15 protein-coding genes are annotated in these 13,564 nt (G+C 73.3%); 7 read left to right on the top strand and 8 right to left on the bottom strand.

From position 1 onward, the window contains the following. Window positions 1-3 precede the first annotated feature (3 nt). The gene (gene kbpA / locus HNR57_RS19045; RefSeq protein ID WP_184561203.1) at window positions 4-726 is read right to left on the bottom strand and encodes an AfsK-binding protein KbpA; all 723 of its coding nucleotides are present in this window, start codon (window positions 724-726) and stop codon (window positions 4-6) included. Between the two features lie 121 nt (window positions 727-847). Here kbpA and HNR57_RS19040 point away from each other — a divergent pair, with 121 nt between their 5' ends. Next, the gene (locus HNR57_RS19040) at window positions 848-1,495 is read left to right on the top strand and encodes a TetR family transcriptional regulator (RefSeq protein ID WP_167345935.1); all 648 of its coding nucleotides are present in this window, start codon (window positions 848-850) and stop codon (window positions 1,493-1,495) included. A 50-nt stretch (window positions 1,496-1,545) separates the two neighbouring features. On the opposite strand, the gene HNR57_RS19035 is transcribed toward HNR57_RS19040, so the two are convergent. Together HNR57_RS19035 and HNR57_RS19030 are read right to left on the bottom strand one after the other, a co-directional pair. Beyond that, the gene (locus HNR57_RS19035) at window positions 1,546-2,049 is read right to left on the bottom strand and encodes a nitroreductase family deazaflavin-dependent oxidoreductase (protein ID WP_184561202.1); all 504 of its coding nucleotides are present in this window, start codon (window positions 2,047-2,049) and stop codon (window positions 1,546-1,548) included. Next, entirely contained in the window at window positions 2,046-3,239 is a 1,194-nt protein-coding gene (locus HNR57_RS19030) for an acyl-CoA dehydrogenase family protein (RefSeq protein WP_184561201.1), read from the bottom strand. The genes HNR57_RS19035 and HNR57_RS19030 overlap by 4 nt, the downstream gene beginning before the upstream one ends. Window positions 3,240-3,343: 104 nt before the next feature. Between HNR57_RS19030 and HNR57_RS19025 the strand changes: the two genes are divergently transcribed. From HNR57_RS19025 to HNR57_RS19015, 3 genes are all read left to right on the top strand, one after another. Continuing rightward, window positions 3,344-4,513: a thiolase C-terminal domain-containing protein gene (locus HNR57_RS19025; RefSeq protein ID WP_184561200.1), complete on the top strand. Its 1,170-nt coding sequence runs from the start codon at window positions 3,344-3,346 to the stop codon at window positions 4,511-4,513. 29 nt (window positions 4,514-4,542) lie between these two features. Beyond that, window positions 4,543-5,220 carry a pyridoxine/pyridoxamine 5'-phosphate oxidase gene (locus HNR57_RS19020; RefSeq protein WP_184561199.1) on the top strand — a complete coding sequence of 226 codons (678 nt, stop codon included), beginning with the start codon at window positions 4,543-4,545 and terminating at the stop codon, window positions 5,218-5,220. Between the two features lie 114 nt (window positions 5,221-5,334). Beyond that, entirely contained in the window at window positions 5,335-5,961 is a 627-nt protein-coding gene (locus HNR57_RS19015; RefSeq protein WP_184561198.1) for an NADPH-dependent F420 reductase, read from the top strand. A gap of 112 nt (window positions 5,962-6,073) precedes the next feature. Here HNR57_RS19015 and HNR57_RS19010 read toward each other — a convergent pair whose 3' ends face one another. The 5 genes from HNR57_RS19010 to HNR57_RS18990 all read right to left on the bottom strand — a co-directional run bounded on the left by HNR57_RS19010 (window position 6,074) and on the right by HNR57_RS18990 (window position 8,944). After that, a complete protein-coding gene (locus HNR57_RS19010; protein WP_184561197.1) occupies window positions 6,074-6,946 on the bottom strand; it encodes a GNAT family N-acetyltransferase in 873 nt (290 codons plus the stop codon). Between the two features lie 85 nt (window positions 6,947-7,031). Continuing rightward, on the bottom strand, window positions 7,032-7,244 hold the full coding sequence (locus HNR57_RS19005; RefSeq protein WP_184561196.1) for a DUF4287 domain-containing protein: 213 nt from the start codon (window positions 7,242-7,244) through the stop codon (window positions 7,032-7,034). A gap of 95 nt (window positions 7,245-7,339) precedes the next feature. Further along, window positions 7,340-7,969, bottom strand: a complete 630-nt coding sequence (locus tag HNR57_RS19000; RefSeq protein WP_184561195.1) for a GNAT family N-acetyltransferase — start codon at window positions 7,967-7,969, stop codon at window positions 7,340-7,342. A gap of 109 nt (window positions 7,970-8,078) precedes the next feature. Next, window positions 8,079-8,495: a Zn-ribbon domain-containing OB-fold protein gene (locus HNR57_RS18995; protein ID WP_184561194.1), complete on the bottom strand. Its 417-nt coding sequence runs from the start codon at window positions 8,493-8,495 to the stop codon at window positions 8,079-8,081. Beyond that, window positions 8,495-8,944, bottom strand: coding sequence for a DoxX family protein (locus HNR57_RS18990; protein WP_184561193.1), 450 nt, complete (start codon window positions 8,942-8,944; stop codon window positions 8,495-8,497). The genes HNR57_RS18995 and HNR57_RS18990 overlap by 1 nt, the downstream gene beginning before the upstream one ends. A gap of 247 nt (window positions 8,945-9,191) precedes the next feature. On the opposite strand from HNR57_RS18990, the gene HNR57_RS18985 reads away from it, so the two are divergent. The 3 genes from HNR57_RS18985 to HNR57_RS18975 all read left to right on the top strand — a co-directional run bounded on the left by HNR57_RS18985 (window position 9,192) and on the right by HNR57_RS18975 (window position 13,526). Next, on the top strand, window positions 9,192-10,397 hold the full coding sequence (locus HNR57_RS18985; RefSeq protein ID WP_184561192.1) for a flavin-containing monooxygenase: 1,206 nt from the start codon (window positions 9,192-9,194) through the stop codon (window positions 10,395-10,397). A 118-nt stretch (window positions 10,398-10,515) separates the two neighbouring features. Then, window positions 10,516-12,741, top strand: coding sequence for an acetate--CoA ligase family protein (locus tag HNR57_RS18980; protein WP_184561191.1), 2,226 nt, complete (start codon window positions 10,516-10,518; stop codon window positions 12,739-12,741). Then, complete coding sequence (locus HNR57_RS18975) at window positions 12,741-13,526, top strand: enoyl-CoA hydratase/isomerase family protein (RefSeq protein WP_184561190.1); 786 nt, start codon at window positions 12,741-12,743, stop codon at window positions 13,524-13,526. The genes HNR57_RS18980 and HNR57_RS18975 overlap by 1 nt, the downstream gene beginning before the upstream one ends. The last annotated feature ends 38 nt before the right edge of the window (window positions 13,527-13,564 follow it).

Below are 13,564 nucleotides of genomic sequence, written 5' to 3'. Positions count from 1 at the left end.
TGCTCAGCGGCGCAGCAGCGCGAAGGACGCCCCTTGATCGTCCGTGACGACGGCGACCTCGCCGTACGAGGTCTCGAAGGGCGGGGCCTGGACCCGGCCGCCGAGCCGTGTCACGTCCTCCAGCGCGGCCGGTACGTCCTCGACGGCGAAATGCACGAGGAAGTGGGGCGGCATCTGCGCGGGGAACACGTCGGAGACGGGGGCGCGGCCGAAATCGGGCTCGGCGTCCGGCCCGAACAGGGCCTCCCGGAAGAGATCGCCGTAGAAGGCGTTGGCGGCCTCGGTGTCGCGGGCGTACAGCTCGGCCCAGGCGAAGGTGCCCGGCTCGTGCCGCTTGCCGAAGCCGGGGTGCTCCTCCGGCTGCCACAGGGCGAACACGGCGCCCTCGGGGTCGGTGACGAGCGCGGTGACGCCCAGTTCCCCGGCCGGCACCGGCGCCGAGACGATCTGCCCGCCCGCGTCCCGGATGCGCCGGGCCAGGGCCGGTGCGTCCGGGGTCGCGAAGTACACCGTCCACACGGTGGGCAGCCGGCCGTCCACCTTGCGGACCAGCGCGGCCACGGGTTCGCCGTCCTTCAGCGCCTGCGCGAAGGAGCCGAACCAGTCCTCGAAGGTCCACCCGAAAAGTTCACCGTAGAACCGCTTGCCCGCCTCGACGTCGGGAAGCTGGGCGTCCACCCAGCAGGGGACGCCCTCTCCGTACACCGATGCCCTGTTTTCGGCCATGCCGCCAAAGTAACCGCGACTGCCGCAACCCGCAGACCAGGCACACAGCCTCCGTACTCCCTCGCACCCCATTTGCAGTCGGCCGAATCGCGCCCCGATCACGCCTCGGTAAGCTGACGGCATGACAGGACAAGTGCGTACCGTCGACGGCCGCGTGGCCGGCCGGCGTGGGCAGGCGACCCGGCAGAAGCTGCTCGACTGCCTCAGCGAGATGCTCAGCTCCTCCCCGTACCGCGACGTCAAAGTCATCGATGTCGCCCGGAAGGCGGGCACTTCGCCCGCGACCTTCTACCAGTACTTCCCGGACGTCGAGGGCGCCGTCCTGGAGATCGCCGAGCAAATGGCGACCGAGGGCGCCGCGTTGACGGAGCTCTTGGAGGGCCGTTCGTGGGCCGGCAAGGCCGGCTGGCAGACGGCGCAGGAACTCGTCGACGGCTTCCTGGAGTTCTGGCGCAAGAACGACGCGATCCTCCGGGTCGTCGATCTCGGTGCCGCCGAGGGCGACAAGCGGTTCTACAAGCTCCGGATGAAGATCCTCAACTCGGTGAACAACTCCCTGGCGGACGCCGTCGCCGAGCTCCAGGCCAAGGGCAGGGTCGACAAGGACGTGAACCCGGCGGCCGTCGCCGGTTCGCTCGTCGCGATGCTCGCGGCCGTCGCCTCCCACCAGAAGGGCTTCTCCTCCTGGGGCGTGAAGCAGGCCGAACTGAAGCCGAACCTCGCCCTGTTGGTGCACCTGGGCGTCACCGGCCGGAAGCCGACGAAATAGCGCGGCGCGCGGCCTCTTACGTATCCAAGTCCTGTCTGGCAGGCGGTGGTTCACGCAGGTGGACCGCCGCCTGTCGCGCTTTTCCGCCTCGGCACGAGCCGGAAAACCCGGATCTCCCGCTCCACCCGCGCCTGGTACGCCGCGTACGGCGGCCAGAACGCCAGCAGCGCCTGCCACGCCGCCGCCCGCTCCTCCCCCGCCAGCAGCCGGGCCGTGACCGGGACGTCCCGGCCCTTCCAGCTGATCTCCGCGTCGGGATGGGCGAGCAGGTTGTGGCTCCAGGCGGGGTGCCCCGGCCGTCCGAAGTTGGACCCGACGAGGATCCAGCAGCGCCCGCCGTCCTCCGGCATGCAGGCCAGGGGCGTACGACGGGGCAGCCCGCTCCTCGCCCCGGTGGAGGTCAGCACCACACCGGGGAGCAGTTGCGCGCTGAGCAGCACCTTTCCCCGGGTGAGCCGGTGGACGGCCCGGTCGAGGGCGGGCACCACGTGCGGCGCCACCCGGGCGAAGCCCCTGGTAGACGACACCTTCTGCACCACGCGCGCACCCCTCATGTGCCGGCCTCCTCGAAGACGTGTGCCGCGGCGGCCGCGTGCGCCCGCAGCCGGTGCACCGGCCCGAACAGCAGCTCGTCGCCCGCGGCACGCTTGAAGTACAGGTGAGCCTCGTGCTCCCAGGTGAATCCGATGCCGCCGTGCAGCTGGATGCCCTCGGCGGCGGCGCGGCGCAGCGCTTCGAGCGCCTGCGCGAGGGCGAGATGGGCGGCCGTCTCCTCCCCGGGGGCCGGGGCCGCGGCGGCCCAGGCCGCGTAGTACGCCGCCGACCGGGCCGCCTGGACCTGGACGTAGGCGTCGGCCAGCCGGTGCTTGACCGCCTGGAAGGAGCCGACCGGCCTGCCGAACTGCTCGCGCTTCCCCACGTACTCGACGGTCCGCTCCAGCACCCGTCCGGCAGCCCCCACGGCCTCGGCGGCGAGGCAGGCGGCGGCGGTGCCGCCGAGCCGGGCCAGTGCGGGGAGGGCGTCGGCGGCTTCGTCACCCAGCAACTCGGCCGGTACGTTGCGCAGTTGGATCCGTGCTTGGGGGCGGGTGGCGTCCAGGGCGGTCTGCCGTACGCGGGTGAGACCGGCCGCGTCCCCGCGTACCAGGAAGAGCAGCACGCGGGACCGGGCGAATCCCCCGGTGTGCGCGGCGACCACGAGCAGCTCGGCACTGTGCCCGTCGAGCACCTGGTCGGCCTGCCCGTACAGCTGCCAGCCGTCCTCGGCCCGCCGGGCCTGTACGCCCCCGGCCCGCCCCCCGCCGGCCCACTCCCCGCGCCGGTCGAGGCCGGTGAGCGCGAGGGCGGTGGCCAGGGCGGGCCCCGGTACGGCGAGGGTGGCGGTGAGTCCGCCGGAGGCGATGCGCGGCAGGAGCCCGGCGCGCTGGGCGCCGGTGCCGAGGGCGAGCAGCAGCGGGGCGGCGAGGACGGCGGTGGCCAGCAAGGGGGTGGGGGCGAGGGCCCGGCCCGTCTCTTCGCAGGCCAGGGCCAGTTCGGTCACCGAGCAGCCGACTCCGCCGCAGGTCTCGGGGAGGGCCAGTCCGGGCAGGCCCAGTTGTCCGGCGAGGGCGGTCCACAGGGCCCGGTCGTGTCCGGCCGGGGTGTCGACGGCCGCCCGCAGCTCTTCCGGACCGCACCGCTTGCCGAGCAGGTCGCGCAGGGTGCGGCGGATCTCGTCCTGTTCGTCGGTGAAGCGGGCGTCCATGGGGCACCTCTCTCCGCATCTGACGGTGCGTCATATTAGGGCGGCGGAACAGGGAAGCCCAGAGCCCTGCCGCGCTCACCCGAATCTGATGTACCGTCAGATGCATGGTGGCCCGGAGGAAAGTGGCCGTCGTCGGCGCGGCCCTCTCGGACTGCGGCCGCGTGGACGACGCGACGCCGTACGCCCTGCACGCCCAGGCGGCCCGCCGCGCCCTGGCGGACGCGGGCCTGGACCGCACGATCGTCGACGGCTTCGCCTCGGCGGGCCTCGGCACCCTGGCGCCCGTCGAGGTCGCCGCCTACCTGGGCCTGCGCCCCACCTGGGTCGACTCCACCTCCGTGGGCGGTTCCACCTGGGAGGTCATGGCGGCCCACGCGGCGGACGCGATCGCCGCCGGGCACGCCCGCGCGGTGCTGCTCGTCTACGGCTCGACGGCCCGCGCCGACGTCCGCGCGGGCCGCCGCACCGGGACCCTGTCCTTCGGCACGCGGGGTCCCCTGCAGTTCGAGGTCCCGTACGGCCACACCCTGATCGCCAAGTACGCCATGGCGGCGCGCCGCCACATGATCGAGTACGGCACGACGATCGAGCAGCTGGCGGAGGTTGCGGTGCAGGCCCGGGCCAACGCGGCCCTCAACCCGGAGGCGATGTTCCGCACCCCGGTCACGGTCGAGGACGTCCTGGCCGGGCCCATGATCGCGGACCCGTTCACCAAGCTGCACTGCTGCGTGCGATCCGACGGCGGGGCGGCGGTGCTGCTGGTGGCGGAGGAGTACGTACGGGACTGCCGTACGTCACCGGTGTGGGTGCTGGGCGCCGGGGAGTCCGTGTCGCACGCGGCGATGTCCGAGTGGCCGGACTTCACGGTGTCCCCCGCGGCGGTGAGCGGGCGGCTGGCGTTCGGACGGGCGGGGGTGCGGCCGTCGGAGATCGACGTCGCCGAGATCTACGACGCGTTCACCTACATGACGCTGGTGACGCTGGAGGACCTCGGCTTCTGCGCCAAGGGCGAGGGCGGCGCGTTCGTGGAGAAGGGGCGGCTGCTGGTCCGGGGCGGCGAACTGCCGGTCAACACCGACGGAGGCGGCCTGTCGGCCCAGCACCCGGGGATGCGGGGACTGTTCCTGCTGGTGGAGGCGGTGCGGCAGCTGCGCGGGGAGTGCGGGGCCCGGCAGGTGAGGCGGGGCGACGGTTCACTGCCGCGCCTGGCGGTGGCGTCGGGGACGGGGGGCTGGTTCTGCTCGTCGGGGACGGTGGTGCTGGGGGCGGGGTGAGCGGTCCGGGAACCGGTGACAATCGAGGCATGGCAACCGATCTTCACGAGCTGCTGAGGTCGCTTCGGGTCTGGGACCCGGAGGTCACGGACCTGCACGCCTTCGAGCCGGCCACCGCCCCGGCGACGCCCCTGCCCCTGTTCACCGAGTGGTTCGCGGCTGCGGTGGCGGCCGGCCAGACGGAGCCGCACACCATGTCGCTGGCGACCTCCGACGAGTCGGGCCTGCCCGACGTACGGATCGTGATGCTGCACGGCGCGGACGCGGACGGCTGGTCCTTCGCGTCCCACGCCGGGAGCCGCAAGGGCAGGCACCTCGCCGACCGCCCGTACGCCGCGCTCGGCTTCTACTGGCCGGTCCTGGGCCGCCAGGTCCGGGTGCGCGGCCCGGTGACGGCGGCCCCCTCCGAAGACGCCCAGGGCGACCTGCACGCCCGCTCGACCGGCGCGCTGGCGGCGGCGCTGACCGGGCGGCAGAGCGAGGTCCTCCCCTCGCTGGACGACCTGGCCCGGGCCTCGGAGTCGGCGTGGGAACGGGCGTCACGGGAACCGGAGGCACCGGTGCCGTCCTGGACGCTGTACCGGCTGCGGGCCGATGAGGTGGAGTTCTTCCAGGGCGACGAGCGACGCCGGCACGTCCGCCTCCGCTACCGGCGGGAAGGGGCGCAGGACGAGCAGGAGTGGACGCGGGAGCTGCTGTGGCCGTGAAGGCCGCCGTCAACCGGTCCTGGATGAGGGCGACTTGCGACCTAGGCCGTTGGGGCCGGCCGGTTGGGCCCGCGGTCCGATGCGCGGGACAGCGGGGCCGGTTAGCTTCGCACCATGCGTATAGGACTACTCGGCACCGGTAACGTCGCCCGCGCCCTGGCCCACGGCTGGAGCGCGGCGGGACACGACGTACTCCTCGGTTCGCGCGAGCCCGGGGAACGAACGGACCTGGGACTGCCCGTGGCAGGCCTGGACCAGACGGCGGCCCATGCGGAGGTGCTGGTCAACGCCACGCCGGGGAACGTCTCCCTGGACCTGCTCCGCTCCATCGGGGCACCCGCCCTGGCCGGCACGCTGCTGATCGACGTCGGGGTCGGTCTCTCGGACGACTTCACGGAGCTCTCGCACCCGAACAGCAGCCTGGCCGAACAGATCCAGCGGGCCTTCCCGCGGACCCCCGTCGTCAAGACGCTGTGCACCATGGACTCGACCGCGATGACCGCGCCCGACGGCCTGGCCGGCCCGTCCACCGTCTTCCTCTCCGGCGACGATCCCCGGGCCAAACAGACCACCGGCCGCCTGCTCACCGACCTCGGCTGGCCCGCCTCGTCCCAGCTGGACATCGGCGACATCACCACGGCCCGCGGCCAGGAGCACTTCGCCCTGCTCTTCATGGGCATCGCGAACGGCCTGGGCTCCCACACGTTCAACATCCGGGTGGTGCCCGGGGCGGCTGCCTAAGAGCCGCCCAGCTGGTGCCAGTCATGACCGCACCCGCCGGCGCGGTACCGCTCAGCCGCCGCGCGTCCGCACGACCCAGGACGTGGACCAGCACAGCGCGCTCGTTCACGGGTCACGCCCCCTCGCTCTCCGTCGTGAAGTCGTACACCTCGAAGTCCGCCACCGGCCGGTAGCCGATGCGCTGGTAGAGGCCGTTGCTGGTCGGGTTGGACAGGTCCGTGAAGAGGAGGACCTCGTCCGCCCCGGCGGCCAGGGCGGCGCGGCTGACCTCGGCCGTCGCCGCGCCCGCGTAGCCGCGGCCGCGGAGGTGGGGCGGGGTGTAGACCGTGGTGACGCGGACCTGACCGGCGACCCGGGGGCTGGTGCCGGCCATGGCGACGGGAGTGCCGTCGGGGGCCTCCCAGAAGGTGATGCCGCCGCTGTCGATACGGGCGTCCGCCCACTCGGCGGAGTGGCGGACGGTGCCCAGGCCGACGGATTCGCTGAACTCGTCGTGCCAGCGCCGGAGTCGCTCGCGGTCGGACTCGACGGCGACCCGGGGGCGGCCGGGCGGCACGGGGCCGGGCGCGGTCAGGGTGCCGAGCCGGTAGAGCCGCTGGTGCTGGCGGAGGGCCGCTGTAGCGCCCGTGTGCCGCTGCCAGGCCGCCGCGAAGGCGCCCGCGGTGCCGGACTCCGCGTTCACCCCGGGCAGGCTCCCGCCGAGGGCGGCCAGTCGCGCGGCGAGGGCGTCGGTGTCCTCGGGGGTGAGGGCCGTGATGTTCAGCCAGTGCGGCGGGGTGCGGAAGAAGGCCGCCCGGACCTCTCCGGCCTCCAGCACGCCGAACTCCGGTTCCCCGTCGCCGTACACGCTCCGGCCACGCGTCCGCAGGGTCTCCGTGACCGTCAACGGCACGGTGTGCAGCGCCGGCCGGGAGCGGAGGAAGGCTCCCGCGCGGGTCAGGAAGTCGTCGAGGTCATGGGTGAGGTGCCAACTACCCGTGCCCATGGCTGTATCGGTGTCGGTATCCATGGTTCATGGTGCCGTCCGGGGCCGCCCGGGCTCTCCTGAATTTTCGGCGGGCCCCCTCGCCTCACGCGCCGGCGCCCTCGGCGAGCGTGTGCGCCACCAGCGCGTTGGCGTGACCGTGCCCCAGGCCGTGCTCGGTCTTGAGCCAGTTGACGAGCTCCATGTGCCGGGTCAGCGGCGAGGTGCGGATGAGCTCCTGCCACTCGGCGACCGGCCGGCCGTACTTCTTCTCGATGGAGGGGAAGTAGCTGGCGGGGCCCTTCACAGGTGCGGTCATGTCGGCCGGTCCCTTCTGCGCTGCGGTGGTGCTGCGGTCGACAGGTACGACCCGCGGTGCGGGACGGACTGATCGCCCATCGGCGGTGACGTGCGTCACACCACCGCGTCACCCGGCTCTCCCCACGGGTCCTCCGGCTCCGGATCCGTGGCCAGGCGTGCGTGCAGGTGGGCGTCCCGGAACGCGTCGTGCCGCTCTTCCTGGAAGATCGCACCGCGCAGGGTCCCCTCGTACGAGAACCCGCATCTCTCGGCGATCCGGCACGACGCCTCGTGACCGACCGCGTGGTCCAGCTCCAGCCGGTGCATGCCGAGTTCCGTGAGGGCCCAGCGGGCGGCGAGCAGGAGGGCCCGGGTGGCGACACCCCGTCCGCGGGCCTCGGGGAGCACCCAGTAGCCGACCCGGGCGACCTTCAGGTGGTACTTGATCTCGTTGACGCCGACGTGCCCCAGCGGGGCGTCGCTGCGCGCGTCCGCGACCCGGAACGACACCGACGTCCCCTCCATGGCGGCCTGCGCCCGCGCGAGCAGCGACTCCCGCGCACTCGCCCGGTCCGTGACCGGCCGCAGCGGGGTGTTCCAGCGCCGGAACTCCGGGTCCCGCAGCCCTCGCAACCACGTGTCGACGTCGGCACCCGCCCCCGCGTCCCACGGGCGCAGGAGGAGGCCGTGACCGCGGAGATCCGGGTGGGGGCCGGTCGGTGAGTGGTCGCGTATGGGGGCCATGGGTCCCATTCAAACCCCTGGGGCGCGATCCGGGATGCCGTGCCGGGAAGAACGCGGTCGCCCCAGAGGGCCGGGTTCCGGGGCGCCGGCCTCCTCGGGCACCGGCCGTTCAGGCCCCCGGCACCGGCCGGAACACCGGGATCCCCTCCCGGAACACCACCTCCAGTGCCGCCCCGCCGGACAATTCCGGCTCCTCACCGGCCCGGTGGGCCCCCGCCCCCACGATCTCCGTCATCATCCGCGGCCCCTCGGCGAGTTCGACCACGGCGGCGACGTACGGCACACGGTCCGCGAACGGCGGCAGGTCGTTGCGGTGGACCACGGACCAGGTGTAGAGCGTGGCGCGGCCGCTGGCCGTCTCCCACGTCACGTCCTCGCTCCAGCAGTGGGGGCAGAACTCGCGCGGGTAGTGGTGGGGCCGGCCGCAGGCCCCGCAGCGGCGGATCAGCAGTCTGCCCACGGCGGCCGCGTCCCAGTACGTCCGCGTGAAGGCGTCGGGCTCGGGCAGGTCGAAGCGGCCGGCCATCAGAACAGCCCCAGCGCGCCGTCCAGCGACCAGGTCTGCCAGGACATCCCGAACAACGCGACCACCGACATCAGCGCCATCATCAAGTTCTGCCCCTGCTCTGCGACGTCGTGGATCATGAGCGTGAAGTAGAGGGCGTTGAGGAGCAGCCCGCCGGCCAGGGCGACCGGGGTGAGGAAGCCGGTGATCAGGCCCAGGCCCAGCGCCAGTTCCGCGTAGACGACGACGTACGCCATCACGCGCGGGCGCGGCGCGACGGCCGCCCGGAAGCCGGAGCGGACGGCGCTCCAGCGGTGGTCGGCGGCTATGCCGGCCGCCCACGCGATGCCGGTGCCCCGCTCGAACCAGGCCTTGCGGTCCTTGTGCCGCCAGCTCTCCAGCCACCACAGCCCGAGCCCGATCCGCAGCACGGCCAGCCATTCCGCCCCGGTGAGCCAGATCGTGTCCATGTGATCTGACGGTACGTCAGTTCCAGGGGACCGCAAGACCCGCGAACGCCCTTCCTCCGGTACGGCGCCACGGCCGCCTCCGCGAGAGGCCGTGCCCGGCCCCCGGCAGGAACGATCACCACCCCGCCACAACCCGGCCCGCTGCGCCACGAGCCCCACTCCCTCCCCCTACAGCCGTGATCAATCCGAAACCAATTCCGGTCTTGACCGAGACCCATCAACCGGCCCCGTGATTACGCTCGCGCTCATGGCCGACTCCACACCCCCCACACACGCCTCCGCGCAGCCCCCACCCGACCGCCCCGTCTACGTCATCGGCGGCGGCCCCGGAGGGCTCTCCGTCGCGTACGCGCTGCGCGCCCGGGGCATACGGGCCGTCGTCCTGGAGAAGTCCGACCGCGTCGGGTCGTCGTGGCGCGGCCACTACGACCGGCTGCACCTGCACACCACCCGCCGCCTGTCGGCCCTGCCCGGGCTGCCGATGCCGCGCCGGTTCGGGCGGTGGGTGTCCCGGGACGACGTGGTGCGGTACCTGGAGAAGTACGCCGAGCACCACCGTCTGGAGATCGTCACCGGCGTCGAGGTGTCCCGCGTCGAGCGCACCCCCGACGGCACGGGCTGGCTGCTGCACGCCACCGGCGGCCGGGAACTGACCGGCGCGGCGGTGGTCGTCGCCACCGGCCACAACCACACCCCGCGTCTGCCGGACTGGCCCGGCCGCTCCGCCTTCAGCGGCGAGTTCCTGCACGCCCGCGAGTACCGCAGCGGCAAGCCCTACGCCGGCCGGGACGTCCTGGTCGTCGGGGTCGGCAACACCGGCGCCGAGATCGCCGTCGACCTGGTGGAGTGCGGCGCCTCCCGGGTCCGGCTCGCCGTGCGCACCGTCCCCCACATCGTGCGCCGCTCCACCGCCGGCTGGGCCGCCCAGTACAGCGGCGTCCTGGTCCGCCGGCTGCCGGTCGGCCTGGTCGACCGGATCTCCCGGGTGCAGGCCAGGGTGGCCCTGCCCGACCTGTCGGCCCACGGGCTGCCGCGTCCGGACACCGGGCTGTACACGCGGGTGAAGCAGGGGGCCGTCCCGGTGCAGGACGTCGGCCTGATCGACGCGGTGCGCAAGGGCAGGGTGGAGATCGTGGCCGCCGTGGACGCTTTCGAGGACGGCGGCAAGATCGCCCTGGCCGACGGCACCCGGATCTCCCCGGACGTGGTGATCGCCGCCACCGGGTACGTCCGTGCCCTGGAGGGCCTGGTCGGTCACCTCGACGTGCTCGACGACCGCGGCAGGCCCGTCGTCCACGGCGCCCGCACCCCGAGCACCGCCCCCGGCCTGTACTTCACCGGCTTCACCAACCCGATCAGCGGCAACCTCCGCGAGATGGCGCTGGACGCGGTGAAGATCGCCAAGGCGGTCGCGCGCAACGGCCCCGGGAGCGTGTCCCGCCTGCCGGGCTGAGAGACGCGGTCGACGCCTTCGGCAACTTTGCCCGCCCACACCGTTCCTGACGTCGCATCAGTTCAGTAATCTGACAGAGCGTCAGTTAGCGGCTGTCTCACAGGAGCGGGCGGAAACGATGCTTGGATCGACCCACGGCACCCTCACCACCGACTCCCGCCGGGCCCGGGCCATCGCCTGTGGCGAGCGGTCCGGGCCCGTCGTGCACGGCAGGCCCGCCCAGGACGGCGACCTGGACGTCAGCGGACGGCCGCTGCACGCCGGCGTGCCCGACCTGGACCGCTTCTTCCGCCCCCGGTCCGTCGCCGTGATCGGCGCCTCGGACGCCGAGGGCCGTCCCAGCACCGGCATCACCCGGCAGCTCGCCGACTGGGCGGAGCGGGTCGGTGCCCGGCTCCACCCGGTGCATCCCAGCCGTCCGTCCGTCTTCGGCATACCCTGCTCCCCGTCCGTCGCGGACCTGCCCGAGCAGGTAGATCTGGCCGTGGTGCTGGTCGGTGACCCCCTTCCGGTGATCGAGGAACTGGCCGAGGCCAAGACGCGGTTCGCGGTCGTCTTCGCGTCCGGGTTCGCCGAGACCGGGCCGGAGGGCGAGGCCGCCCAGCGGCGACTGGCCGCCGCCGTCGAGCAGTCGGGGCTGCGGCTGCTGGGGCCCAACACCAACCTCAACGCCTTCGAGCGGTTCCGTGACGACCTGGAGGGGCCGGCGATCGCGCTGATCACCCAGTCCGGCCACCAGGGCCGCCCGGTCTTCGCCCTCCAGGAACTCGGCATCCGCCTCTCCCACTGGGCCCCGACCGGCAACGAGGCGGACCTGGACAGCGCCGACTTCCTCTCCTGGTTCGCCGAGCAGCCCGAGGTCGGCGCCATCGCCTGTTACCTGGAAGGGCTCAAGGACGGCCGCTCCTTCCTGCTCGCCGCCGACCGGGCCGCCCGGCGCAAAGTCCCGGTCGTGGCCGTCAAGGTGGGCCGTACCGAGACCGGCGCCCGCACGGCCGCCTCCCACACCGGCAAACTCACCGGCGCGGACGCCGTGGTGGACGCGGCGCTGCGCCAGTACGGCGTGATCCGGGTCGACGGGCTGGACGAACTCCAGGACACGGCCGCCCTGCTGGCCCGGGCCCGGCCGCCGCGCGCGGACGGGGTCGTCGTCTACTCGATCTCGGGCGGCACCGGGGCGCACGTCGCCGACCTGGCGACCGCCGCGGGCCTGAGCCTGCCGGTCCTGTCCGAGGCCAGGCAGGCCGAGCTGCACCAGTGGATACCCGAGTACCTGAGCGTCGCCAACCCGGTGGACAACGGCGGGCATCCGGTGGGGGACGAGCGCGGCCGGAAGATCATCGACGCGATCCTCGCCGACCCCGCGGTGGGCGTACTGATCTGCCCGGTCACCGGCCCGTTCCCACCGCTCAGCGACCGGCTGGTACGGGACCTGGTGGACGCGGCCGAGCAGACCGACAAGCTGGTCTGCGTGGTGTGGGGTTCGCCGGTCGGCACCGAGCCCGCCTACCGCGAGGTCCTGCTCGGCTCCTCCCGCGTGGCCACGTTCCGCACGGTCGGCAACTGTCTCACCGCCGTCCGCGCCTACCTCGCCCACCACCGCTTCACGGCCGCCTACCGCTCCCCCTTCGACGAGGCACCGCGCACCCCTTCGCCGTCCTACCGCAAGGCGCAGGCCCTGATGCAACCGGGCCGGCAGCTGAGCGAGCACGCTGCGAAGCAGCTGCTGCGGGCGTACGGCATCCGCGTACCGCGCGAGCAGCTGGTGACCAGCGCGGCGGCGGCCGTCCGCGCGGCCGGGCTCGTGGGCTACCCGGTGGTGATGAAGGCCTCCGGGTCCCGGATCGCCCACAAGACGGAGCTGGGCCTGGTGAAGATCGGGCTCACCTCGGCCAGCCAGGTCCGCGACGCCTACCGGGAGCTGACCGACATCGCCCGCTACGAGGACGTCGCCCTGGACGGTGTCCTGGTCTGCCAGATGGTGGAGCAAGGCGTCGAGATGGTCGTCGGTGTCGCCCACGACGACCTGTTCGGGCCGACCGTGACCGTCGGACTCGGCGGGGTGCTCGTCGAGGTGCTGCGCGACACCGCCGTGGGGGTGCCGCCCTTCGGGGAGGAGCAGGCGCGGGACATGCTCGCCGGGCTGCGCGGGCGGGCCCTGCTCGACGGCGTCCGGGGTCGGCCGGCGGCGGATCTGGACGCGCTGGTCGAGGTCGTCCTGCGCGTGCAGCGCATGGCCCTGGAACTCGGCGATCAGCTGGCCGAGCTGGACATCAACCCGCTGATGGTCCTGCCGCAGGGGCAGGGCGCGGTGGCGCTGGACGCGCTGGCGGTGTGCCGCTGATGCCGGCCGTTCTGCGGGCGACGAGCGGCCACGTCCTCTCCCTCACCCTCAATCGGCCCGAGGCGCTCAACGCCCTCACACCGGACCAGCGGGACGAGATCGTCCGGCTGCTGTCCGAGGCGTCGGCGACCCCCGCGATACGAGCCGTCGTGATCACGGGGACGGGCCGCGGCTTCTGCGCCGGAGCGGACCTGCGGGGCGCCGGGACATCCGGCGAACGCCTGCCGGGCGATGTCGCGCGCACCCTGCGCACCGGCGCCCAGCGGCTGATCGCCGCCGTGCTCGACTGCGAGAAGCCCGTGATCGCGGCGGTGAACGGCACGGCGGCCGGACTCGGCGCACATCTTGCGTTCGCCTGCGATCTGGTTCTCGCGGCCGAATCCGCCCGTTTCATCGAGGTGTTCGTACGCCGCGGACTGGTCCCCGACGGCGGCGGCGCCTATCTCCTGCCGCGCCTCATCGGCCCGCAGCGGGCGAAGGAGCTGATGTTCTTCGGCGACGCGCTCAGCGCGCCGGACGCCGAACGCCTCGGGCTCGTCAACCGGGTCGTCCGGGACGAGGAGCTGGAGAAGACCGCGCACGCCTGGGCCGAGCGCCTCGCCTCCGGCCCGACCCGGGCCCTTGCCCTGACCAAGCAGCTCGTCAACGCCTCCCTCGACACCGACCGCGCCGCCGCCTTCGCCGCCGAGGCCGCCGCGCAGGAGATCAACATGACGACGGCGGACGCGCGGGAGGGCGTGCGGAGCTTCGTGGAACGGCGGGGCGCGGAGTTCGGAGGACGCTGACCCTTCCTATCTGACGGTGCGTCAGCTTCAATGACGGG

It is taken from the genome of Streptomyces paradoxus (assembly GCF_014202475.1).
GTDB classification, from domain to species: domain Bacteria; phylum Actinomycetota; class Actinomycetes; order Streptomycetales; family Streptomycetaceae; genus Streptomyces; species Streptomyces paradoxus.
This window is presented reverse-complemented; position numbering and strand designations above follow the sequence as displayed.

Bases quoted from the DNA above. Each gene is read 5' to 3' on its own strand.
- kbpA (WP_184561203.1), bottom strand. From the start codon at position 726: ATGGCCGAAAACAGGGCATCGGTGTACGGAGAGGGCGTCCCCTGCTGG.
- HNR57_RS19040 (WP_167345935.1), top strand. From the start codon at position 848: ATGACAGGACAAGTGCGTACCGTCGACGGCCGCGTGGCCGGCCGGCGT.
- HNR57_RS19035 (WP_184561202.1), bottom strand. From the start codon at position 2,049: ATGAGGGGTGCGCGCGTGGTGCAGAAGGTGTCGTCTACCAGGGGCTTC.
- HNR57_RS19030 (WP_184561201.1), bottom strand. From the start codon at position 3,239: ATGGACGCCCGCTTCACCGACGAACAGGACGAGATCCGCCGCACCCTG.
- HNR57_RS19025 (WP_184561200.1), top strand. From the start codon at position 3,344: ATGGTGGCCCGGAGGAAAGTGGCCGTCGTCGGCGCGGCCCTCTCGGAC.
- HNR57_RS19020 (WP_184561199.1), top strand. From the start codon at position 4,543: ATGGCAACCGATCTTCACGAGCTGCTGAGGTCGCTTCGGGTCTGGGAC.
- HNR57_RS19015 (WP_184561198.1), top strand. From the start codon at position 5,335: ATGCGTATAGGACTACTCGGCACCGGTAACGTCGCCCGCGCCCTGGCC.
- HNR57_RS19010 (WP_184561197.1), bottom strand. From the start codon at position 6,946: ATGGGCACGGGTAGTTGGCACCTCACCCATGACCTCGACGACTTCCTG.
- HNR57_RS19005 (WP_184561196.1), bottom strand. From the start codon at position 7,244: ATGACCGCACCTGTGAAGGGCCCCGCCAGCTACTTCCCCTCCATCGAG.
- HNR57_RS19000 (WP_184561195.1), bottom strand. From the start codon at position 7,969: ATGGCCCCCATACGCGACCACTCACCGACCGGCCCCCACCCGGATCTC.
- HNR57_RS18995 (WP_184561194.1), bottom strand. From the start codon at position 8,495: ATGGCCGGCCGCTTCGACCTGCCCGAGCCCGACGCCTTCACGCGGACG.
- HNR57_RS18990 (WP_184561193.1), bottom strand. From the start codon at position 8,944: ATGGACACGATCTGGCTCACCGGGGCGGAATGGCTGGCCGTGCTGCGG.
- HNR57_RS18985 (WP_184561192.1), top strand. From the start codon at position 9,192: ATGGCCGACTCCACACCCCCCACACACGCCTCCGCGCAGCCCCCACCC.
- HNR57_RS18980 (WP_184561191.1), top strand. From the start codon at position 10,516: ATGCTTGGATCGACCCACGGCACCCTCACCACCGACTCCCGCCGGGCC.
- HNR57_RS18975 (WP_184561190.1), top strand. From the start codon at position 12,741: ATGCCGGCCGTTCTGCGGGCGACGAGCGGCCACGTCCTCTCCCTCACC.